The sequence below is a fragment of the Comamonadaceae bacterium OTU4NAUVB1 genome, assembly GCA_024372625.1.
Classification (GTDB): Bacteria; Pseudomonadota; Gammaproteobacteria; order Burkholderiales; family Burkholderiaceae_C; genus Variovorax.
Genome location: CP099605.1, coordinates 354,880 through 375,274 on the forward strand (window position 1 = coordinate 354,880; position 20,395 = coordinate 375,274).

The 20,395-nt window shown below is 68.7% G+C and carries 21 protein-coding genes; 9 read left to right on the forward strand and 12 right to left on the reverse strand.

Annotated features, from left to right (window positions below; genetic code table 11):
* Positions 1–136 precede the first annotated feature (136 nt).
* The 3 genes from NF681_05045 (at position 137) to NF681_05055 (ending at position 2,143) form a co-directional block, all read left to right on the forward strand.
* Complete coding sequence (locus NF681_05045) at positions 137–685, forward strand: hypothetical protein (GenBank protein UST54572.1); 549 nt, start codon at positions 137–139, stop codon at positions 683–685.
* A 130-nt stretch (positions 686–815) separates the two neighbouring features.
* Positions 816–1,160, forward strand: a complete 345-nt coding sequence (locus NF681_05050; GenBank protein ID UST54573.1) for a hypothetical protein — start codon at positions 816–818, stop codon at positions 1,158–1,160.
* Complete coding sequence (locus tag NF681_05055) at positions 1,157–2,143, forward strand: glycosyltransferase (GenBank protein ID UST54574.1); 987 nt, start codon at positions 1,157–1,159, stop codon at positions 2,141–2,143. Before NF681_05050 ends, NF681_05055 begins: the two co-directional genes overlap by 4 nt.
* 11 nt (positions 2,144–2,154) lie before the next feature.
* Here NF681_05055 and NF681_05060 read toward each other — a convergent pair whose 3' ends face one another.
* The 5 genes from NF681_05060 to NF681_05080 form a co-directional block, all read right to left on the reverse strand.
* Positions 2,155–3,120 (reverse strand): glycosyltransferase family 2 protein, encoded by a 966-nt coding sequence (locus NF681_05060; protein ID UST54575.1) that lies wholly within the window; start codon positions 3,118–3,120, stop codon positions 2,155–2,157.
* The gene (locus NF681_05065; protein UST54576.1) at positions 3,117–4,115 is read right to left on the reverse strand and encodes a glycosyltransferase family 2 protein; all 999 of its coding nucleotides are present in this window, start codon (positions 4,113–4,115) and stop codon (positions 3,117–3,119) included. The genes NF681_05060 and NF681_05065 overlap by 4 nt, the downstream gene beginning before the upstream one ends.
* A complete protein-coding gene (locus tag NF681_05070) occupies positions 4,112–4,864 on the reverse strand; it encodes an ABC transporter ATP-binding protein (GenBank protein UST54577.1) in 753 nt (250 codons plus the stop codon). The genes NF681_05065 and NF681_05070 overlap by 4 nt, the downstream gene beginning before the upstream one ends.
* A 4-nt stretch (positions 4,865–4,868) precedes the next feature.
* Positions 4,869–5,672, reverse strand: a complete 804-nt coding sequence (locus tag NF681_05075; GenBank protein UST54578.1) for an ABC transporter permease — start codon at positions 5,670–5,672, stop codon at positions 4,869–4,871.
* Positions 5,673–5,768: 96 nt separating this feature from the next.
* Entirely contained in the window at positions 5,769–6,572 is an 804-nt protein-coding gene (locus NF681_05080) for a glycosyltransferase family 2 protein (protein ID UST54579.1), read from the reverse strand.
* A 53-nt stretch (positions 6,573–6,625) separates the two neighbouring features.
* Between NF681_05080 and NF681_05085 the strand changes: the two genes are divergently transcribed.
* From NF681_05085 to argB, 3 genes are all read left to right on the forward strand, one after another.
* On the forward strand, positions 6,626–7,720 hold the full coding sequence (locus tag NF681_05085; GenBank protein ID UST54580.1) for a glycosyltransferase: 1,095 nt from the start codon (positions 6,626–6,628) through the stop codon (positions 7,718–7,720).
* A 67-nt stretch (positions 7,721–7,787) separates the two neighbouring features.
* Positions 7,788–9,119 (forward strand): flippase, encoded by a 1,332-nt coding sequence (locus tag NF681_05090; GenBank protein ID UST54581.1) that lies wholly within the window; start codon positions 7,788–7,790, stop codon positions 9,117–9,119.
* A complete protein-coding gene (gene argB / locus NF681_05095) occupies positions 9,116–10,021 on the forward strand; it encodes an acetylglutamate kinase (protein UST54582.1) in 906 nt (301 codons plus the stop codon). Before NF681_05090 ends, argB begins: the two co-directional genes overlap by 4 nt.
* 10 nt (positions 10,022–10,031) lie before the next feature.
* Here the strand turns inward: argB and galE are convergent, their stop codons facing one another.
* The gene (gene galE / locus NF681_05100; protein UST54583.1) at positions 10,032–11,048 is read right to left on the reverse strand and encodes a UDP-glucose 4-epimerase GalE; all 1,017 of its coding nucleotides are present in this window, start codon (positions 11,046–11,048) and stop codon (positions 10,032–10,034) included.
* A 144-nt stretch (positions 11,049–11,192) separates the two neighbouring features.
* Here galE and slmA point away from each other — a divergent pair, with 144 nt between their 5' ends.
* Complete coding sequence (slmA, locus tag NF681_05105; protein ID UST54584.1) at positions 11,193–11,819, forward strand: nucleoid occlusion factor SlmA; 627 nt, start codon at positions 11,193–11,195, stop codon at positions 11,817–11,819.
* A 37-nt stretch (positions 11,820–11,856) separates the two neighbouring features.
* Here slmA and NF681_05110 read toward each other — a convergent pair whose 3' ends face one another.
* From NF681_05110 to NF681_05135, 6 genes are all read right to left on the reverse strand, one after another.
* Positions 11,857–12,957 carry a malate/lactate/ureidoglycolate dehydrogenase gene (locus tag NF681_05110; protein UST54585.1) on the reverse strand — a complete coding sequence of 367 codons (1,101 nt, stop codon included), beginning with the start codon at positions 12,955–12,957 and terminating at the stop codon, positions 11,857–11,859.
* Between the two features lie 91 nt (positions 12,958–13,048).
* Positions 13,049–14,578, reverse strand: a complete 1,530-nt coding sequence (locus NF681_05115; GenBank protein ID UST54586.1) for an altronate dehydratase family protein — start codon at positions 14,576–14,578, stop codon at positions 13,049–13,051.
* 10 nt (positions 14,579–14,588) lie between these two features.
* Positions 14,589–15,983, reverse strand: coding sequence for a TRAP transporter large permease (locus NF681_05120; protein UST54587.1), 1,395 nt, complete (start codon positions 15,981–15,983; stop codon positions 14,589–14,591).
* A 33-nt stretch (positions 15,984–16,016) separates the two neighbouring features.
* On the reverse strand, positions 16,017–16,592 hold the full coding sequence (locus tag NF681_05125; GenBank protein UST54588.1) for a TRAP transporter small permease: 576 nt from the start codon (positions 16,590–16,592) through the stop codon (positions 16,017–16,019).
* Positions 16,592–17,521: a sialic acid TRAP transporter substrate-binding protein SiaP gene (locus tag NF681_05130; GenBank protein UST55876.1), complete on the reverse strand. Its 930-nt coding sequence runs from the start codon at positions 17,519–17,521 to the stop codon at positions 16,592–16,594. Before NF681_05130 ends, NF681_05125 begins: the two co-directional genes overlap by 1 nt.
* A 208-nt stretch (positions 17,522–17,729) precedes the next feature.
* Positions 17,730–18,440, reverse strand: coding sequence for a GntR family transcriptional regulator (locus NF681_05135; GenBank protein ID UST54589.1), 711 nt, complete (start codon positions 18,438–18,440; stop codon positions 17,730–17,732).
* Positions 18,441–18,683: 243 nt separating this feature from the next.
* Between NF681_05135 and NF681_05140 the strand changes: the two genes are divergently transcribed.
* Complete coding sequence (locus NF681_05140; protein UST54590.1) at positions 18,684–19,418, forward strand: SDR family oxidoreductase; 735 nt, start codon at positions 18,684–18,686, stop codon at positions 19,416–19,418.
* Between the two features lie 184 nt (positions 19,419–19,602).
* The gene (locus NF681_05145) at positions 19,603–20,265 is read left to right on the forward strand and encodes a TetR/AcrR family transcriptional regulator (GenBank protein ID UST54591.1); all 663 of its coding nucleotides are present in this window, start codon (positions 19,603–19,605) and stop codon (positions 20,263–20,265) included.
* Positions 20,266–20,395 lie beyond the last annotated feature (130 nt).

Genomic DNA, 20,395 nt, shown 5'->3' on the forward strand with positions numbered 1-20,395 from the left:
GCGGAAGCTGGCTGAAAAGAATTCAATAATTTGGGCCATCTACCTATCACTGGGCTTTCTGTATGTATCGCAGTATTGGTCGCCATCTTCCTATGCGCTGGTGCTGCGCTAATTGGGGGTGGCGGATGTTGGTCTGGTGTTTGGCGAGCCGCGCGCTATCCGTTCCGATGAATGGGCGGTGGTCACGCCGCTGACGCAGGCGACCGTCCGCAATGATTTCCAGCGCATCAACCAGACCTCCTACTACAAGGAGGATCTGCGCATCAACTACGGGCTGCCGCTGCGTGACTGGGAACTGATCTTCAAGCCGACGATGTGGGGCTACCTGATCCTGGATGCCGCCCATGCCTATTCCCTGCACTGGTACGCGGCCTTCGCGATGTTCCTGATCGGGCATGCGCTGCTGTTCCAGCGCCTGAGCCTCGGAGCGGTCGAGGCCTGGGTGTTGTCGTGCGGGCTCTATTTCACCGGCTACGCACAGTTCTGGTGGAGCGAGAAAGGACCGGTCTTGGCGTTCTTTCCCTGGGTCGTGTTGGCACTGCTGGCACCCTTGCCCCGGCTGGCGCGTTTGACGTTGTTCTACTGGCTGGCCGCGTCGTGGCTCATCACGGACTTCTATGTGCCCGTGTTCATTTCGCTGGCTTTCGTCGCCGCATTGCTCCTGCTGGTGACGGGCCGTGACTAGCTGCGATTGGGACGCTTGGCTGCGCTGCTGCTCGCGACCATCGCCGCTGGTGGCACGACTGCGCTATACCTGAAGGACTATCTGATCAAGACTGCCAGCACGATCTACCCAGGGCGCCGCGTGATCGACGGTGGTGCGGTTCCAGCGTTCGAATGGTGGGGTCAGTGGCAGCGCCGACGGCTGGCTGCACCTGCGGGTCTGCGAACCTGTGGCGCAGGTGTGTGCGAGCGGGCGCCGCGCACTGCGCGAAACCGCCGACAACGCCTATGCCACCGTGACCCTGGACCGCTCCGTGACGTTGGCCGCCACGCCGACCGCGCTGACCTATTCGCTGTGGACCGAGGGCGCCCGCACGCCCGTGGCGCTCCTGACCCAGCCGGCCGCAGGCCCGGATGTCGGCCCGTTCGAACTCGACGGCGTTCCCTCCCACCTGACCGCGCGCTTTCGCATCGACCTCGAACCCATTGCGCCATGACAACGACTCTATCGCCTGCCAACGATGCCCGGGCCTCCGCGCGCTACCGTGGCCAGCGCCTCGCCCTGATCGTGCCCTGCTACAACGAGGAGCATGCCATCAGCCTGGTGATCGAGCAGTTCCGCGTAGCCATGCCGGCGCTCGACATTCATGTCTTCGACAACGCATCGTCTGATCGCACGTCCGTTCTCGCACGCGCGGCCGGCGCGCAGGTGTCGTACGTTGGCTTGCGCGGCAAGGGCAACGTGGTGCGGCGTATGTTCGCGGATGTCGAGGCCGATGTGTATGTCATGGTCGACAGCGACGCGACCTACGACGCGGCCAGCGTACGCCTGTTGGTCGACAAGCTCCTGGACGAGCGGCTCGACATGGTGGTGGGGTGCCGCCAGACCCCGGTCCAGACCTCGGACGCCGCATACCGCCGGGGCCACCAGTGGGGCAACCGGATGCTGACGAGCAGCGTCGTGAGAATCTTCGGCGGCCATTTCACCGACATGCTCTCGGGCTACCGCGCTTTCTCGCGGCGCTATGCCAAGTCCTTTCCGGCGATTTCGCATGGCTTCGAGACGGAAACCGAACTGACGGTGCATGCGCTGGAGCTGCGCATGCCCTATGGCGAGGTGATGACGCCCTATGGCGCGCGTCCCGAGGGCTCGGTGAGCAAACTTTCGACGTATCGCGATGGCTGGCGCATCCTCCGCACGACCAGCGGGCTTTACCTGGCCGAGCGCCCGCTGACCTTTTTCGGTCGCCTCGCCGTGGCGATGGCCCTGGTGTCGCTGGTGCTGGCCACGCCGGTGTTCCTGGAATTTCTGCACAGCGGCCAAGTTCCGCGCTTGCCGACCGCCGTGTTGTCGGCCACGCTGATGCTCGCGGCCATGCTCTCGCTGTCGTGCGGACTGATCTTGGACAACGTCACGCGCGGCCGCCAGGAGACACGACGTTTCGCCTACCTGTCCGTCGGTGCCACCACGTCCCGGTGACGGAGGCCGCCCTACCGGGGCATCGGTCCGTCAATGCTCCGGAGGCCATGCCACAGTCCGCGCACCATCATGCGCAGGTAGCGCAGGCGCGGCGCGACGAACAGCGCGGTACCGAAGAACTTCAGAACCAGCCGCGGCAGGTCCTGGGCGATCCAGACGGCGGGCGTCTCCTTTCGCCCATAGAGCAGCACCCGGTTGCGCATGATGTAGTAGAGCCTCAAAGGCTTGTGGATCATTACGCCGCCGGGCTTGAGCCAAGCGGCCCGTAGTGTGTCGCCAATGCTGTGCCGCATGCGCGCATCGCAGATGCCGAACAGTCCGAAGCCGCGATGACGGGCGCGAAAGCACCACTCCATGTCGACGTTGTCGATGAACAATCGTTCGTCCATGCCGCCGATCAATGCCAGGGTGTCCAGGGGCAGCAGGCTGCCCGAAGAGATCAGGAAGTCGCACGGCACGATCTGGCCCGGTCCGCCGAACAGCTTGCGGTTGAGCGGGAAGCCGATCTCGATGAACGGCGCGACGTGGCCATTGCGCCGGTCGCTGAACTGTGGTCCCACGGCCGCCACCGGACGGGTCTTCGCCAGTGCCTCATGGGCGTCCTGCAGCGTCGCGACCATGTCCGGATCGAGCAGGCTGTCCTGGTCGAGCAGCAGCAGGTAGGCGAAGCCGGCCGCCCGCGCATGCTCAGCCGCGCGGTTCATCGCCGCACCGAGGCCGACGTTGACCGGCGAACGCATGACGACGATGCCTCGTTCACGCTCGGCCTCGTCGAGCAGGGCCGCGAGCGCCGCAGCGTCCGGACCGCCCGTGGCGTTGTCGAACACCAGGACGCGCCCGACCTGGGGCTCGACGCCGTCGAGCACCTGGCGCAGCACGTCGATCTGCGGCTGGTAAGTAACGACGACCGCGCAGACCGCCGTGCAGCGGCGCGATGCGCGGGCCGCCGCCGGCTCGTTCGCGTCGAGAAGGTTCATTTGCGCAGCAGGAGCAGATCGCTCATGGCCGAGCGGGGACCGTTCGAAAAGCGCGAGTAGCGGCCGCTCGCGTACTCACGCAGGATGGCCGGCAGCCGCTTGTGGATGCGTGGTGGCGGCATGGCGCGAAAGCGCGCGTGCGTGAGCCGGTCGCGCAGCAGATGCATCTTCGATGCGCCCAGCTTCAACCGACCGGCTTCGGCTTCGTCGAGCAGCGTCTGCGTGCGCAGCAGGGTGCGTGTCATGAATTCGAGGCGCGACATGCCACCGCCCGTCAGGCGCTCGACGAAGCCGCGTCGACGCATGCCGATCTGGTTGTTGCCATGCTGACGGTAATCGATGCTGGCGACTTCCAGGCAATCGGTCGTTCCCTTGGATGTGGCGATCATCGCCAGCCATTCGTCGTGGATCCAGCCCTCGGGCACCGTGAAGTCGTCTGCGAACACCTCGCGCCGAACGGCCATGGTCGCGCCGGTCACGATGTTGCGGCGGACGAGGACCTCGAACATGTCGCCCGCATGGACCGCGGCCAGTTCCTCCTGCGTAACCTCCAGGGCTTCGAACAGGCCGCAATTCAGACTTGATTCCTGGTCGTCGACCAGACGTGCGTCGCTGTGCAGCATCAGCAAGTCGGGACGCCGCTCGAACTCGGCGGCGAAGCGCTCGACCTTGGTCGGATGCCAGAGATCGTCCTGATCGCACAGGAAGACGATGTCGCCGGTGGTAGCCCGCAGCGCCTGCTCGAAATTGGCGACGTAGCCGACATTGGCGGCATTGCGGTGCATGACGAACTGGATGCCGGCCGCGCGGACCCGCGGCGCGAAAGACTCCAGCAGTGCCCACGTGCCATCGGGGGAGGCGTCGTCGAAGACGACCAGCTCCTGCGGTGGCCGCGTCTGCGCCAGGATGCTGTCCAGTTGCGCCGCGAGGTAGGGCTCGCCCCGGTAGGTGCACAGCGCCACCGACACAACGACGGTGGAATCGGGCCGGGTCACTGCTTGAGGCCGGTGTATCCGGTGCCTTCCGCATTGGGCGTAAGCGCATAGGCGTCGACGATGCGGCCGTGTTCCATGTGGACGACGCGATTGCATTCCTTCTGGATGAGGTCCATCGAGTGCGATGCCAGAACCAGGATGCCCGACTTGGCCACCACGTCGCGCATGCGCTTCTCAGCCTTCTCGGTGAACTCCGCGTCGCCGACCGACAGCCATTCGTCCATCAGCAGGATGTCGGCCTCGACGCTGGTCGAGATGGAGAATGCCAGTCGCATCAGCATGCCGGTGGAGTAGGTGCGCACCGGCATGTTCACGTACTCGCCCAGGCCGCTGAATTCACAGATTTCGTCGGTAAGCGCATCGACCTGCTTCTTGCTCATGCCCATGACCAAGCCACGCAGCATGATGTTCTCGATGCCCGTCGCGTCCGCCTCGATGCCCAGCGATGGGTCGATCAGGCTGGCCACGGTGCCACGGCGTTCGAAGTCGCCCGACGAGGGTTCGTAGACGCCGGCGAGCGTGCGCAGCAACGTCGACTTGCCGGCGCCGTTGTGGCCGATCAGCCCCAGGCGGTCACCGCTCTGGAGTTCGAGGTCGATGTCGCTCAGGGCCTGGACCACGCGCACGCCGGTCTCCTTGCCCAGACGCCCGCCGGTGACGGACGCGGCAAGCGTCTTTTTTAGTGAAGCCGATCCGGCGCCGTAGATCGGAAAGCTCACCGACGCTTTTTTCATGGAGATGAAGGGCATGTTCTCAAAGCCAGTAGACGATGCGACGACGGTATTTTGCGAAGAGCAGGGCGGAGGAGGTCACGCAGACGACGGTCCAGCCCAGGATGCCAAGCCAACTGTGCAGCGACGCCTCGCCGCCCATCAGGGGCGTGCGCAGGAGGTCGAGCATCTGCGCGAGCGGGTTGTACAGGATGTAGCGCGCGCGATCGGGCAGGCTCTCCGGCAGCCAGAACACGGGCGTCAGAAACATCAGCATCTGCATGACGCTGGTGACGATCTGCGCCACGTCGCGGAATCGCGTGCAGACGAGGCCCAGCGCGATGCCCAGGGCATGGGCATTGATCAGGAGCAGCAGCAGCGCTGGTAGCACCAGCAATGCCGACCATGACAGCGAGATGCCGGCCCAGACCGCCACGGGAATGTAGATGACGATCTGATGGAGGAACTGGATGATGTTGCGCGACATGCTGCGCCACACGAACAGGCTGATCGGGAAATAGCCTTGCTTGAGGTAGTTGGCGGAGGTCACGAAGGCATTGCAGGACTCGTTCACCAGGGAGGAGAAGAAACTCCAGAAGATGATCCCCAGCGCCAGGTGCGGGAAGAACTTTGACAGTTCGGCGCCGAAGAGCGAACTGTAGAGCGGTCCCATGCCGCCGATCATGGCGGCCATGCTCAGGGTGAGCCACAGCGGTCCGAGCATCGAGCGCCGGTAGCGCAGCACGATGTCGAACCAGGCGAGCGTCCACCAGATGTCGGTGCGCCGCGTGCCTTCCCACCAGTCGGCCCAGGCGGTGCGGTGCAGGTTGGAGTGCGCTTGGCTCATGCGGTGCGGCTCGTCGGGAGAATTTGCATTGGAAGATCGCGCATTGTTTTTTGGAATGGGGTAGGGCGAAGAAAGTGTGCGTTCGGTGCGCGATCGTCATTCCGCCAGCCGTCGATAGCGCCAAAACGCCCCCGACAGCCACACCTTCATCAGGCTGGTCACGTGCCAGGCGAGATGGCTGCGGCTCGAATGGCTGGCGCGTTGCGCTTCGTGCCGGGCTTGCAGACCTTCGGCGACCTGCAGTCGCCAGCCGGCGAGCCGGGTGCGCGCGCAGATGTCGAAGTCCTCGCCGTACATGAAGAAACGCTCGTCGAAGCCTTCGATCTGGTGGTAGGCGGCACGGCGGAACAGCATGAAGAGGCCGGGAATCCAGGCCGGAACGGCCGGCGGTACATAGGTCGCACGCTTGCGTGCGAGGATCTCGAGCGGCGAGATTATCGCCCGGTGCGGCTCCGGCCCCGTCTTGCCCGGTTCCAGGATGCGTGGCGTCAACAATCCGGCGTCGGGCCGCGCCTGAGCCATCAGCGGCGCCAGCACATCGCTGTCGAGCCGGATGTCCGGATTGAGCACCAGGAACCACGGCGTCGCGCAATGGGCGAACGCGGCGTTGTGATTGGCCCCGAAACCCTTCGGCTTCGGGTTGTCGATGCGCTCGATCGGAAAGCGCGGATGCAGGCCGGCGAGGGCGTCGTCCGACTCCCGAATGTTGATCGTCAACACCACCTTCTCCACCGATCCGGCGCTCCAGCGATCGAGCTGCTCGAGCAGCGGACGGATCAACGCCAGCTGTCCGTGGCTCACGATCGAGACCGTGATGGGCCGCTGCGCCGGTGCCTCGGCATCGAAGGTGGTGGGGCGGGGCGATTCGGATTGGGAAGCGGGGGAGGCGGTGGTGGACATGGTCTAATTTCGCCGGGAATTCTAGGTTCCCGCCCCTCTCTTCCTTCCCCCCAATGATTGCCCTGATCGTCATCAGCTTCGTCGTGTCCGCCTTCGCCGTGCTGGTGTTCATGCGGCGCGCGCGGCGCCATGCGCGGCGCTATGCGGCGGACATGCCCCAGCGCTTCCATAAGGGCCACGTGCCGCGCCTGGGCGGCGCCGGCATCTTCGTCGGCACCGGGGCGGCCTGGCTGGCGGCGGGGCTGTTCGGCGATCCGTTCAACGTCGGCTGGCGCGCGTCGGCGTCGTCGCTGGTGCTGCTGTGCATGGCGCCGGCCGTCGTCGGCGGCATCGCCGAGGACGTGACGCAGCGCGTGCAGGTGCGCTGGCGGCTGGCGCTCACGCTGGGCTCCGCCCTGCTGCTGTGCTGGTTGCTCGGCCTGGGCGTGCATCGCACGGGCCTGGGCATCGTCGACGCCGGGATGCGGGCCATGCCGTTCGCGGGGGTGCTGCTGGCGGTGCTGGCCATCGGCGGGCTGCCACACGCCTTCAACATCATCGACGGCTACAACGGACTGGCGGGTACGGTGGCCGTGCTGGTGTGTCTGGCGATCTCGCACGTGGCGCTGCAGGTGGGTGATCGGCAACTGGCGGCGATGGTGGTCTGTCTGGTCGGCGCCACGATGGGTTTCCTGATGTGGAACTACCCGAGCGGCAAGATCTTCGCCGGCGACGGTGGCGCCTACGTGTGGGGCATGGTGATCGCGGTGGCCTGCGTGGCGCTGGTGCAGCGCCACTCGGCCGTCTCGCCGTGGTTTCCGATGCTGCTGCTGATCTACCCGGTGTGGGAGACGCTGTTCTCCATCTACCGGAAGCTCGCGCGCGGCCAGTCGCCGGGCACGGCCGACGCGCTGCACTTCCACCAGCTGATCTTCCGGCGCATCGTGCGTGTCGCCTTCAGCGACGACGAGGCCCGCCAACTGCTCGCCCGCAACAACCGCACGTCGCCCTACCTGTGGATGTTCGCCGCGCTGTCGGTGGTGCCGGCGGTGCTCTTCTGGCGCAACACGCTGGCGCTCATGCTGTGCTGCCTCCTGTTCATCACCACCTATGTGCTGGCCTACCTGATGATCGTGCGGTTCAAGGTGCCTCGCTGGCTGCGGCCCTGACCCGCGGACACCGCCTCGCCGCCATCGCGCCCCTTCCTTGCGTTCCTTCGCCCCACGAACCCGCCCGATGTCCCTGCGCCGCAACATCCTGTGGAACCTCGCCGGCGCCGGGCTGCCCCTGCTCGCGGGCGCCGCGTTCATTCCCTACCTGGTGCGCGAGGCCGGTGTCGAGGTCTTCGGCATCCTGACGCTGGTCTGGGCGCTGATCGGCTACTTCAGCCTGTTCGACTTCGGCCTCGGCCGGGCGCTCACCCAGCAGGTGGCGCAGAAGCTCGGCGCCGGTCATGTCCACGACGTGCCGGCGCTGGTCAAGGGCGGGCTGGGCCTGACGCTGGCCACGGGGCTGGCCGGCGGCGTGCTGCTGGCCGTGTTCGCGCAGCCGCTGGCCGAGCGCTGGCTGGGCGTGTCCCCGGCGCTGCGCCGCGACGTGTCCATCGCCTTGCTGATCGCGGCGGTGAGCGTGCCGGTGACCACCATCACCGTCGGCCTGCGCGGCGTGCTGGAGGCCTACGAGGACTTCCGCGACGTCAACCTGCTGCGGATGCTGCTGGGACTGGCGAACTTCGGCCTGCCGGCGCTCAGCGTGCTGTGGTTCGGCCCGTCGCTGGTGCCGATGGTGGCCAGCCTGATGATGGCCCGGCTGGTGTTCTGCCTCGCCCACTGGACGCTGGTGCGCCGGCGCCTGCCCGGCGGGTTGGGAGCGGCCGTGCTCCACCGGGTCGACCTGCGCCGCCTGCTGACCTTCGGTGCCTGGATGACCGTGTCCAACATCGTCAGCCCGCTGATGGTGACGGGCGACCGCTTCGTCATCTCGGCCGTGCTCGGCGCGGCCGTGGTGGCGTACTACGCGGTGCCCTCGGAGGTGATGGCGCGCGTCCTCATCCTGCCCGCCGCGCTCACGGGGGCTCTGTTCCCGCGGCTGGCGGCGCTCATGACCGCCGCCGATCCGGGCGCGGCGCGGCGCCTCTACCTGCAGTGCATCGCCGTGGTCGCCGCGGCGCTGCTGCCGGCCTGCCTGGCGCTCGGGCTGGGGGCGCACTGGGGGCTGTCGCACTGGCTGGGGGCCGAGTTCGCCGAGCGCTCCGCGCCGGTGGTGAGCATCCTCGCCCTGGGCCTGCTGCTCAACGGGATCGCGTTCGTTCCCTTCGCGGCGGTCCAGGCGGCCGGGCTCGCGCGCATCACGGCGCAACTGCACGTGATCGAGGCCCTGCTGTATTTCGCGATGCTGTGGGTCGGGCTCCATGAATTCGGGCTGGTCGGCGCCGCCATGGCCTGGACGGTGCGCGTCGGCATCGACCTGATCCTGCTGCTCGTCGTGGCGCAGCGACGGATCTTCAGGCGGCCGCCGTCACCGCCCGTGCGTCACAATTTGCCATCCTTCGAACCGGAGTCTCCATGACCGTCCCCGCGAGCGATCCCGTGCTCAACATCCCCCCCCGCGACAAGGCCGAGATCCTGGCCCAGGCACTGCCCTACATCCGCAAGTTCCACGGCAAGACCATCGTCATCAAGTACGGCGGCAACGCCATGACCGACCCGGCCCTGCAGGCCGATTTCGCCGAGGACGTGGTGCTGCTCAAGCTGGTGGGCATGAACCCGGTGGTGGTGCACGGCGGCGGCCCGCAGATCGAGGCGGCGCTCAACCGGCTGGGCAAGAAGGGCAGCTTCATCCAGGGCATGCGCGTGACCGACGCGGAAACCATGGAGGTCGTCGAGTGGGTGCTCGCCGGCGAGGTGCAGCAGGACATCGTCGGTCTCATCAACCAGGCCGGCGGCAAGGCCGTGGGCCTGACCGGGCGCGACGGCGGCCTGATCCGCGCGCAGAAGCTCAAGCTGGCCGACCGCGCCGACCCGAGCCTGATGCACGACGTCGGCCAGGTCGGCGACATCGTCTCGATCGACCCGAGCGTGGTCAAGGCGCTGCAGGACGACGCCTTCATTCCCGTCATCAGCCCGATCGGCTTCGGCGAGGACAACGAGAGCTACAACATCAACGCCGACGTCGTCGCCGGCAAGCTCGCCACCGTCCTCAAGGCGGAGAAGCTGATGCTCCTGACCAACACGCCCGGCGTGCTGGACAAGGCCGGCACGCTGCTGACCAACCTGAGCGCGCGCGAGATCGACGAGCTGTTCGCCGACGGCACCATCTCCGGGGGCATGCTGCCGAAGATCGAGGGCGCGCTCGACGCGGCCAAGAGCGGCGTGAACGCGGTGCACATCATCGACGGGCGGGTGCCGCACGCGATGCTGCTGGAGATCCTGACCGACCAGGCCTACGGCACGATGATCCGGGCCCGGTAGTCGACCCCGCCTATTCGTAGCCGCGCGGATTGCCCTGCTGCCAGCGCCAGCTGTCGGCGCACATCTGGTCGAGGCCGCGGCGGGCGCGCCAGCCGAGGGTGGCTTCGGCCAGGGCCGGGTCGCCCCAGTACGCCGGCACGTCGCCCGCGCGGCGCGGGCCGATGTCGTAGGCGATGCGCCGGCCGCTCGCGCGCTCGAACGCCTTGACCACGTCGAGCACCGAGGCGCCGGTGCCCGTCCCGAGGTTCAGGGTGACCAGGCCGGGGGCCTTCTCGGTGTGGCGCAGCGCCGCGACGTGGCCTTCGGCCAGGTCCATGACGTGCACGTAGTCGCGCACGCCGGTGCCGTCGGGCGTCGGATAGTCGCCCCCATGGACCGCGAGCTTCTCGCGCAGGCCCACGGCGACCTGGCTCACGAACGGCATCAGGTTGTTGGGCTTGCCGTTGGGGTGCTCGCCGATCAGGCCGCTCTCGTGGGCGCCCACGGGGTTGAAGTAGCGCAGCAGGGCGATGCGCCAGTCGGGCTGCGCGATCTGCAAGTCGCGCAACGACTCCTCCACCATGTGCTTGGAGCGTCCGTACGGGCTCGCCGGGCGGCAGGGCGCGTCTTCGGGGATCGGCGAGCGGTCGGGTTCGCCGTACACCGTGGCCGACGAGGAGAAGATCAGCGTCTTCACGCCCGCCGCCTGCATGGCCTCGGCCAGCACCCAGCTGCCATGCACGTTGTTCTGGTAGTACGCCATCGGCTCGGCCACCGAGTCGCCGACGGCCTTCAGGCCGGCGAAATGGATCACGCCGGCGATCTCGTTCTCGGCGAACACCCGGTCGAGCAGGGCGCGGTCGCGCACGTCGCCTTCGATGAAGTCGGGCGCCTTGCCGGTGATGCGCGCCAGGCGATCGAGGACGCGCAGGTCGCTGTTGCCCAGGTTGTCCAGGACGAGGGGCGTGTAGCCCGCCTCGGCGAGCGCCACGCAGGTGTGGCTGCCGATGAAGCCCGCGCCGCCCGTCACCAGAATGCAATTGCCCATGTCGGTTTTCCTATTTGATCCATGAAGTGAGTATCTATTCTCATGCAGCGTGGTTTTCCGGCTTGCTCCCCCGCTCACGTCAAGTGTGGCATGCGAGAATTAATTTTTTACATTTATCTACACGCAATGACAATTGAAGCGAACATGGCTGTCCTCGTGCCGGGCACCTCCGTGTCGTCAGGCGCCGTTGCGCTGCTGACGCGAAGGCGACCCAAGCCTGGCGAACGCCGCGTCCAGATCATGCAGACCCTCGCGGCGATGCTGGAGCGCCCGGGCGGCGAGCGCGTGACCACCGCCGCGCTGGCGGCCGAACTCGACGTGAGCGAAGCCGCGCTCTACCGTCACTTCGCCAGCAAGGCGCAGATGCTCGAAGGTCTGATCGATTTCATCGAACAGAGCGTGTTCGTCGAGGTCGACCGGATCGTGGGGCACGAGGTCGCGCCGCGCGAGCGGGCGGTCCGCATCGTCGCCGCGCTGATGCAGTTCGCCGAGAAGAACGCGGGCATGGCGCGCGTGATGGTGGGCGACGCGCTGGTCTACGAGAACGAGCGGCTGCAGAACCGGATGAACCAGTTCTTCGACCGCATCGAGTCGACCCTGTGCAAGGTGCTGCTCGAGGACGCCACCGGGGACGCGGGATCGCTGGACGCCCAGGTGCGCTCGGGCGTGCTGACGGCCTTCGTCGCCGGCCGCCTGCAGCGCTTCACGCGCTCGGGCTTCAGGCGTCTGCCGACCGAGCACCTCCAGCTGGCGATCGACCGGATCGTCTGAGGGCTCACGGCTCGCGGCTCGCGGCCCGCCCCGGGTCTCAGGCCGTGACGGCCACGCCGACCCGGGCGCCGGCCGCGACGATCTCGTCCCAGGTGGCCTCGTCGAGTTCGATGCCGCCCTGGGCGCGGGCCGCGCGCGCGGCGCGTTCGGGTTCGCCGGCGATGCGCACGGCCTCGTGGCCCTCGCCGGGCGGGCTCTGGCGAAGCCAGTCGACAAAGGCGGTCGCTTCCTGCTCGAAGGCGGCGCGCGTGCCCAGGCGCGCCGGGTCGATCAGCACCGTCAGCATGCCGTTGTAGACCGAGCGCGCGGCATCGGCCGGCCGGTGCCAGGTGCCGCCGCCGGTGAGCGCGCCGCCGAGCAGTTCGCACGCCACGGCCATGCCGTAGCCCTTGTGTTCGCCGAAGGTCATGAGCGCGCCGAACAGGCCGCCGCCCGGGGGCGGGTTGCCGTCGCCGTCGCCGGCCGGATCGCGCTGCGGCACCACGACCACGCCCGGGTCGTCGGTCGGGCGGCCATGCTCGTCGATCAGGTAGCCCGGCGGCACGCGCTCGCCCTTGTTGTGGGCCACGCGCATCTTGCCCTGGGCCACGCGGCTGGTCGCGAAGTCCAGCACGAAGGGTTCGGCGCCCGCCAGCGGCACGCCGATGCAGCACGGGTTGGTGCCGAAGCGCCCGTCGCCGCCGCCCCAGGGCGCCACGACCGGCCGCGACAGCACGTTGACGAAGTGCATCGACACCAGCCCCTGCGCCGTCGCCATCTCCGCGAAATGACCGATGCGCCCCAGGTGGTGCGCCTGCGCCAGCGTGAAGATGCAGCTGCCGTGCTCGCGCGCCCGCGCGATGCCCAGGTCCATGGCCTGCACGCCGACGATCTGGCCGTAGCCGCGTCGGCCGTCCAGCGCCAGCAGCGTGCCGATGTCCAGGGTCACGGCCACCGAGGCGCCGGGCACCAGACCGCCCTCGGCCACCGCGTCGACGTAGCGCGGCAGCATGCCCACGCCGTGCGAGTCGTGCCCGCTCAGGTTGGCCAGCACCAGGTTGTCGGCGACCTGCGCCGCCTCGGCGGGCGAGCTGCCCGCCGCCTCGAGGATGGCCGCGCACCGTGCCCGCAGCACCGAAGCCTGAAAAATCCGGGACATGAGAAATCTCCTATCGATATGAAGTCCAGCAGACGGAACCGTAACCCAGGTCCCGCGCGGCGCGGCGCGTCCGCGACGGCCCCGGGCGGGCTCACATGGTGGCGCCGATCTGCCACGGCACGAACTCGTTCTGGCCATAGCCGTGCTGCTCGCTCTTGGAGGGCTCGCCCGAGGCCGTCGCCAGCACCAGGCGGAAGATGCGCTCGCCCATCTCCTGGATCGAAGCCGTGCCGTCGACGATCTCGCCGCAGTTGATGTCCATGTCCTCCTCCTGGCGGCGCCACAGCGCGGAGTTGGTGGCCAGCTTGAGCGAGGGGGAGGGCGCGCAGCCGTAGGCCGAGCCACGTCCGGTGGTGAAGCAGATCAGGTTGGCGCCGCCGGCGACCTGGCCGGTGGCGCTGACCGGGTCGTAGCCCGGCGTGTCCATGAAGACGAAGCCGTGCGCGGTCACGGGCTCGGCGTACTCGTACACCGCCTCCAGGTTGCCGGTGCCGCCCTTGGCGACGGCGCCGAGCGACTTCTCCAGGATGGTCGTCAGTCCGCCGGCCTTGTTGCCGGGCGAGGGGTTGTTGTTCATCTCGCCCTGGTTGATGGCGGTGTAGTGCTCCCACCAGCGGATGCGCTCGACCAGCTTCTCGCCAACCTCGCGGCGCACCGCGCGCTGCGTGAGCAGGTGCTCGGCGCCGTAGACCTCGGGCGTCTCGCTGAGGATGGCCGTGCCGCCGTGCGCCACCAGCAGGTCGACCGCCGCGCCCAGCGCCGGATTGGCGCTGATGCCCGAATAGCCGTCCGAGCCGCCGCACTGCAGCCCGATGGTGAGGTGCGCCGCGCTGCAGGGCTCGCGCGTCGCCGCGTTGGCGCGCGGCAGCATCGCCTCGATCAGCGCGACACCCTTGTCCACGGTCTTGCGCGTGCCGCCGGTGTCCTGGATGTTGAAGGTGCGGAAGTTCTCGCCGTCGGCGAGGTTGCCGGTGGCCAGCCAGGCGTTGATCTGGTTGACCTCGCACCCCAGGCCCACCACCAGCACGGCGGCGAAGTTGGCATGCGTCGCGTAGCCCGTCAGGGTGCGGCCCAGCACCCGCATGCCCTCGCCGTCGCCGTCCATGCCGCAGCCGGTGCCGTGCGTGAGCGCGACGACCCCGTCGACGTTCGGGTAGGCGGCCAGCGCGGCCGGGTTGGTGCGGCGCGAGAAATGGTCGGCGATGGCGCGCGCCGCCGTCGCCGAGCAGTTCACGCTGGTCAGCACGCCGATGTAGTTGCGCGTCGCGACGCGGCCGTCGGCGCGGCGGATGCCCATGAAGGTGGCCTCGCGCCGGGCCGGGGCCGGTTTCACGTCGCTGCCGAAGGCGTAGTCGCGCGCGAAGTCGCCCTTGTCCGGGCCCATGTCGAGGTTGTGCGTGTGCACGTGCTCGCCCGGGGCGATCGGCTGGCTGGCGAAGCCGATGATCTGGTCGTAGCGGCGCACCGGCTCGCCCGGCGCGATGGCGCGCATGGCGACCTTGTGGCCCGGCGGGATCAGCCCGCGGCTGGTGACGTGCTCGATCGGCGTGCCGCCCACGAGCTGCGCGCGCGCGATGACGACGTCGTCGGCGGGGTGGAGGCGGATGAAAGGGGTGGTCATCGGGGGGCTTTCATTGCATCAGCCGGGGCAGCCACAGCACCGTGGCCGGCCAGTAGGTGATCAGCGCCAGGCTGAACAGCAGCGGCACCAGCCACGGCAGGATCGCCATGGTCGTGCGCTCCAGGCTCAGGTTGGCGATGCGCGCGAGCACGAACAGCACCATCCCCATGGGCGGGTGCAGCACGCCGATCATGAGGTTGAGCACCATCAACACACCGAAGTGGACCGGGTCGATGCCCAGCTGGTTGGCGATCGGCAGCAGGATCGGCACGAGGATCGTGATGGCCGCCGTGGTCTCCAGGAAGCAGCCGACGAACAGCATCAGCAGGTTGGCCAGCAGCAGGAACACCCAGGGTTCCTTGGTGAAGTCCAGCACCCAGGCGGCGATGTCCGCCGTGACGCCGGTGGCCGTGAGCATCCAGCCGAAGATCGAGGCGGCCGCGACGATGAAGAGCACCGTGGCGGTCGACTCCACCGTCTCCAGGCAGACCTTGACGAACATCTTCCACTTGAGCGTGCGATACCAGAAGAAGCCCAGCGCCATCGCCCACACGCAGGCCGCGATGGCGCCCTCGGTGGCGGTGAACAGGCCGGTGGCCATGCCGCCGATGAGCAGCACGGGCGTCATGATCGGCAGCACGGCCTCGAAGCGGAACACCTTGTCGGCCACGAAGAGGATGACCAGCGCCACCGCCACGGCCGGCTGCGCCGGCAGGCCCAGCCGGTCCACCGCCAGCCACAGCGCGGTCGGCCAGACGCACACCACCAGCAGCTCGACCAGCGCCTTCATCAGGCGCGGCCACTGGAACTTGACGTCCGAACCCCAGCCGTTCTTGTGGGCGTAGTAGGCGACCGTGAGCATCATCAGCAGCGTCATGATCACGCCGGGCACGATGCCGGCGAGGAACAGCGAGCCGACCGAGACGTTGGCCATCATTCCGTAGATCACGAAGGGCAGGCTCGGCGGGATGATCGGCCCGAGCGTGGCCGAGGCGGCCGTCACGCCGACGGCGAACTCGGTCGAGTAGCCGTGCTCCTTCATGGCCTTGATCTCGATCGTGCCCAGCCCGGCGGCGTCGGCGATGGCCGTGCCGCTCATGCCGGAGAAGATCACCGAGCCGAGGATGTTCACGTGCCCCAGCCCGCCCTTGAGCCAGCCGACGAGCGCGAGCGCGAAGTTGTAGATGCGGTTGGTGATGCCCGCGTTGTTCATCAGGTTGCCCGCCAGGATGAAGAACGGCACCGCCAGCAGCGGGAAGCTGTCCACGCCGCTGACCATCCGGTGGATGACGACGAAGCCCGGCAGGTTGCCCGACCACCAGATGTAGACCAGCGAGGCGCCGGCCATCGCCACGGCGACCGGGATGCCGGCGCTCATGAACAGGAGGAATGCGATCTTGAGCATGTGTGTCCGATGTGTCCGAAGGGTCCGGTCGCCTCAGCGATCCTGCATGGTGGATTCGGGCCGCTCCAGCGCGCAGTAGCCGCGCCGCCAGTGCACCACGCTGACCTGGATCGAACGCGCCAGCATCGCCACGAAGCCGAACAGGCACACGGCGTAGACCACGTTCATCGGCAGGTCGACGATCGTCATGCTGGCGTTGTTGCCGATGCGGATCATCATCTGCACCGTCATCACCACCGCCGCGGCGAAGAAGCCCGTGCGCAGCACGTCCACCACCACGCCCAGGACGCGGCCCACGGACGCGGGCATGTGGCGGTAGAAGAAGTCGACCTGGATGTGGTTGTTCTTGGCCACGCCGATGGCCGCGCCCACGAACACCACGCCCACCAGCAGGTAGCGCGCGATCTCCTCGGTCCAGGCGGCCGAGTCGTTGAGCACGTAGCGCGTGACGAACTGGTAGAGCACCGTCGCGCCCAGCAGCCAGAAGATGCCCAGTGCGATCCAGGCCTCGAAGGTCGTCCCCGAGAGGTCGACCGCCTCGTCGACCGCGTGGAATTCGCCGTCGTCGCCCAGGAGCTTGTCGCTCGCCGATGGTTCCTGCGCCGACATCACTTGATCGCCGTGATGCGGTCGTAGTCCTGCTGGCGGTAGCCGTGGTCGGTCGGCTTGGTGTTCTTCAGCACCGCGTCGCGGAAGGCGTTCTTGTCGACCGCGATGATGTTGTTGCCGCGCTTTCTGAACTCCTCCACCAGCCGCGTCTCCGAGGCGATGATCTCGCGCCCGGTCTTCTCCGCGGCCTCCTCCATCACCTCTGAGAACATCTTCTTCTCGTCGGCCGACAGGCGCCCCCAGAACTGGCCCGAGACCACGGTGAGCAGCGAATCGACGATGTGGCCGGTCAGCGAGATGTTCTTCTGCACCTCGAAGAACTTCTTCGCCTCGATGGTGGGCAGCGGGTTCTCCTGGGCGTCGACCGTGCCGCTCTGCAGCGCGAGATACACCTCGGCGAACGCGATGGGCGTGGCGTTGGCGCCCAGCGCCTTGGGAAACGCCAGGTAGGCCGGCGCGTCGGGCACGCGGATCTTCAGGCCCTTCATGTCCTCGGGCTTGGCCACCGGGCGCGCCGCGCTGGAGGTGACGTGGCGCGCGCCGTAGTAGGTCAGGGCCGTGATGTGGTTGCCGGTCTTGTCGTCGTAGCCCTTGGCGAGCTCGCGGAAGACGTCGCTCTTGGCGTACTTCAGCTGGTGCTCGGCGTCGCGGAAGATGAAGGGGAAGTAGGAGATCGACAGCGGCGTGTAGCTGCGCCCGGCGAAGCTCGCGCCGGTCAGCACCATGTCGACCGTGCCCAGCGTCAGGCCCTGGTTGATGTCGGCCTCCTTGCCCAGGCTGGAGGCCGGGAACACCTGGATGTCGTACTTGCCGTTGCTGCGCTTCCTGATCTCGTCGGCGGCCCACACCGAGTACTTGTGGAACGGCTCGGAGGTCTCGTAGACGTGCGCCCACTTGAGCTTGGTCTGCGCCCGCGCGGTGCCGGGCATGCCCAGCGTGGCGAGGGCCGCGGCCGCCAGGGCCGCGGTGGCGAAGGCCTGCAGCAGCCGCCGGCGCTCGGGCGTGGCCGGGCGGGCGGCGATGCGGGCCGGGCCGCCGTGAAGTGTCGTCGTCGAGTCGTTCATGGGTGTGTCTCCGTCTGTGGTCTTGTGATCGAAAGGAAGGTCGGAACGGGAAGGAAGCAGGGGTGGCGCGACCTCAGGCCGTCCGGCGCGCGCGCCGCCAGCTGGCGCTGAAGCGCTGGTGCGCCCGGTCCATGTGGGCGTGCATCGCGACGCGGGCGGCGTCGGCGTCGTGCGCGGCGACGGCCTCGAGCACCACGCCGTGCTCGGCGATGGCCGCGCGCCACGAGGGGAGGGTCTCGAAGTGGCCGCCCAGGCGGGTGAAGATCGGGCCGCGGCGCGAGTCCCAGAAGCCCTGCACGGTCTCGGCCAGCACGACGTTGCCGCAGGCGGTGGCCACGGCGACGTGGAAATCGCGGTCGCCGTCCAGCGGCATCACCTGGCGCCCGGCGAGGTCCTCCATCAGGGCGATGGCGCGCGCCATGGCCTCGATGTCCCTGCGTCGCGCACCGGCGGCGGCCAGGGCGGCGGTCTCGCCCTCGACCACCCGGCGCGCCCGGATCAGCTCCAGCGGACCCCACTCGGTCGCCGCCACGCGCTCGGCGCTGCGGTGGGTGCGGTCCTGCACGTAGACGCCCGACCCCGTGCGCACCTCGACCCAGCCCTCGACCTCCAGCGCGATCAGCGCCTCGCGCACCGACGGCCGGCTCACGCCGAGCTGGCGCGCCAGGTCGCGCTCGGCTGGCAGGCGCGCGCCGGCCTCGAACTCGCCCTGTCCGATCAGCGTGCGCAGCTGGTCGGCGATCTGGCGGTAGAGGCGCTGCGGTTCGATGGACTGGAGGGGCACGTCGGGTGGCATCGGGTCGGATCGGAGCCGGGGGTGCGACGTCCCGGCGTGGGTGCCGGACCGCTTAAGGGTTGTCCTGAATTGGACAAGTGGTCAGGCCAATCCAGAATAAGTTCGATGCCCCGGCGCCACCATCGGGCGAAACCCTCAAGGTCGGCGCCGGTCTCTTCCGGGGCCGCCCTGCGGCCCGCGCGGGGCCGCCGCGCCCCGCCAATCCGCCGCCACATCAAGGACACACACACCATGCGACTCCAGGGAAAAACCGCACTCGTCACTGCCGCCGGCCAGGGCATCGGACGCGCCACCGCGCTCGCCATGGCGGCCGAGGGCGCGCAGGTCTGGGCGACCGACGTCAACGCCGATCTGCTGGGCAGCTACGCCGGCACGCCCGGCATCCGGACCGCCGTGCTCGACGTGCTCGACCGCGCCGCCATCGACGCGCTGGTGGGATCGATGCCCCGGGTCGACGTGCTGTTCAACTGCGCCGGCGTCGTCCATGGCGGCACCGCGCTGGAGGCCACCGACGACGACCTCGACTTCGCCTTCCACCTCAACGTGCGGGCGCAGTTCTGGACCATCCGCGCGGTGCTGCCGCGCATGCTCGAGGCCCGGGGCGGCAGCATCGTCAACATGGCCAGCGTGTGCTCCAGCATCAAGGGCCTGCCCAACCGGTGCGTCTACGGCACCACCAAGGCGGCCGTGCTGGGGCTGACCAAGAGCGTCGCGGCCGACTACGTGGGGCACAACGTGCGCTGCAACGCGGTGTGCCCCGGCACGGTCGACACGCCCTCGCTGGCCGGACGCATCAACGCCAGCGCCGACCCGGTCGCCGCGCGCCAGGCCTTCATCGCGCGCCAGCCGCTCGGCCGCCTCGCCCAAGCCCACGAGATCGCACCGCTGGTGGTGTTCCTCGCCAGCGACGACGCGGCCTTCGTCACCGGCCAGGCCTACTCGGTGGACGGCGGCATCACGATCTGACCCGCCGGGGGCGCGGGTTCGCGGCCGCTGCTGCCGGGCCGCATCGGCGCCCGGACCCGGGGCGCGTCGAGGGGCGGCGGAAGGCGGGGTAATTCCCGCTTGTCCGCCCGGACCGAAGCATTGCAAAATAGAACGATCGTTCTTTTATTGCCGATCGTCCTCGTTCCGTGCCCGGAGGCCCCCCATGTCCGTCGTCACCGCCCTCGACGCCTCGACCCGTTCCGCCCGCGTCCCGCAGAAGGGCCGCCAGACCAAGTCCGCCATCGTCGACGCCGCGCTGGCGCTGGCCGCGCAGATCGGCCTGGAAGGCCTGTCGATCGGCGCCATCGCCGAGGTCATGCGCATGAGCAAGTCGGGCGTCTTCGCCCACTTCGGCTCGCGCGAGGAACTCCAGCTGTCGGTGGTGCGCGAGTACCACCACCGTTTCGAGCAGGAGGTGTTCTATCCCGCGCTCGCCACCCCGCGCGGCCTGCCGCGCCTGCGCGCCATGTTCGCCAACTGGATGCGGCGCACCTCCACCGAGATCGACTCGGGCTGCATCTACATCAGCGGCGCGGTGGAGTTCGACGACCGCCCCGGCCCCGTGCGCGACGCGCTGGCCGACTCGGTGAACGTCTGGCTCGCGGCCATGACGCGGGCCGTGGTGCTGGCGCGCGAGGCCGGCCACCTCCGCGCCGATGCCGACGAGCGCCAGGTCGCCTTCGAGATCCACGCGCTGATCCTGGCCTTGCATTACGAGGCCCGCTTCCTGCGCGCGCCGGGCTCGCTGGCGCGCGCCGAGGCCGGCTTCGACAACATCCTCGCGCGCCACGCCGCGCCCGCCCCCGGAGGCCCGTCCGGCGGTTGAGGCCGGCCGCCGCGACCACGCGGTCCGCGCGCGCCCCGCGCCGCGCCGGCCCCGGTCCTCGCGGCGCCGACCCGTCCGCCCCGGCCCTCGCCGTTCCGCCTTCCACGGCCTTCCCGCCGCCTTCCGCCTT

Coding starts and splice junctions, on each gene's coding strand:
- NF681_05055 (UST54574.1), top strand. CDS start 1,157: ATGACAACGACTCTATCGCCTGCCAACGATGCCCGGGCCTCCGCGCGC.
- NF681_05060 (UST54575.1), bottom strand. CDS start 3,120: ATGAACCTTCTCGACGCGAACGAGCCGGCGGCGGCCCGCGCATCGCGC.
- NF681_05070 (UST54577.1), bottom strand. CDS start 4,864: ATGCCCTTCATCTCCATGAAAAAAGCGTCGGTGAGCTTTCCGATCTAC.
- NF681_05075 (UST54578.1), bottom strand. CDS start 5,672: ATGAGCCAAGCGCACTCCAACCTGCACCGCACCGCCTGGGCCGACTGG.
- NF681_05080 (UST54579.1), bottom strand. CDS start 6,572: ATGTCCACCACCGCCTCCCCCGCTTCCCAATCCGAATCGCCCCGCCCC.
- NF681_05085 (UST54580.1), top strand. CDS start 6,626: ATGATTGCCCTGATCGTCATCAGCTTCGTCGTGTCCGCCTTCGCCGTG.
- NF681_05090 (UST54581.1), top strand. CDS start 7,788: ATGTCCCTGCGCCGCAACATCCTGTGGAACCTCGCCGGCGCCGGGCTG.
- argB (UST54582.1), top strand. CDS start 9,116: ATGACCGTCCCCGCGAGCGATCCCGTGCTCAACATCCCCCCCCGCGAC.
- galE (UST54583.1), bottom strand. CDS start 11,048: ATGGGCAATTGCATTCTGGTGACGGGCGGCGCGGGCTTCATCGGCAGC.
- slmA (UST54584.1), top strand. CDS start 11,193: ATGGCTGTCCTCGTGCCGGGCACCTCCGTGTCGTCAGGCGCCGTTGCG.
- NF681_05110 (UST54585.1), bottom strand. CDS start 12,957: ATGTCCCGGATTTTTCAGGCTTCGGTGCTGCGGGCACGGTGCGCGGCC.
- NF681_05115 (UST54586.1), bottom strand. CDS start 14,578: ATGACCACCCCTTTCATCCGCCTCCACCCCGCCGACGACGTCGTCATC.
- NF681_05120 (UST54587.1), bottom strand. CDS start 15,983: ATGCTCAAGATCGCATTCCTCCTGTTCATGAGCGCCGGCATCCCGGTC.
- NF681_05125 (UST54588.1), bottom strand. CDS start 16,592: ATGTCGGCGCAGGAACCATCGGCGAGCGACAAGCTCCTGGGCGACGAC.
- NF681_05130 (UST55876.1), bottom strand. CDS start 17,521: ATGCCCGGCACCGCGCGGGCGCAGACCAAGCTCAAGTGGGCGCACGTC.
- NF681_05140 (UST54590.1), top strand. CDS start 18,684: ATGCGACTCCAGGGAAAAACCGCACTCGTCACTGCCGCCGGCCAGGGC.
- NF681_05145 (UST54591.1), top strand. CDS start 19,603: ATGTCCGTCGTCACCGCCCTCGACGCCTCGACCCGTTCCGCCCGCGTC.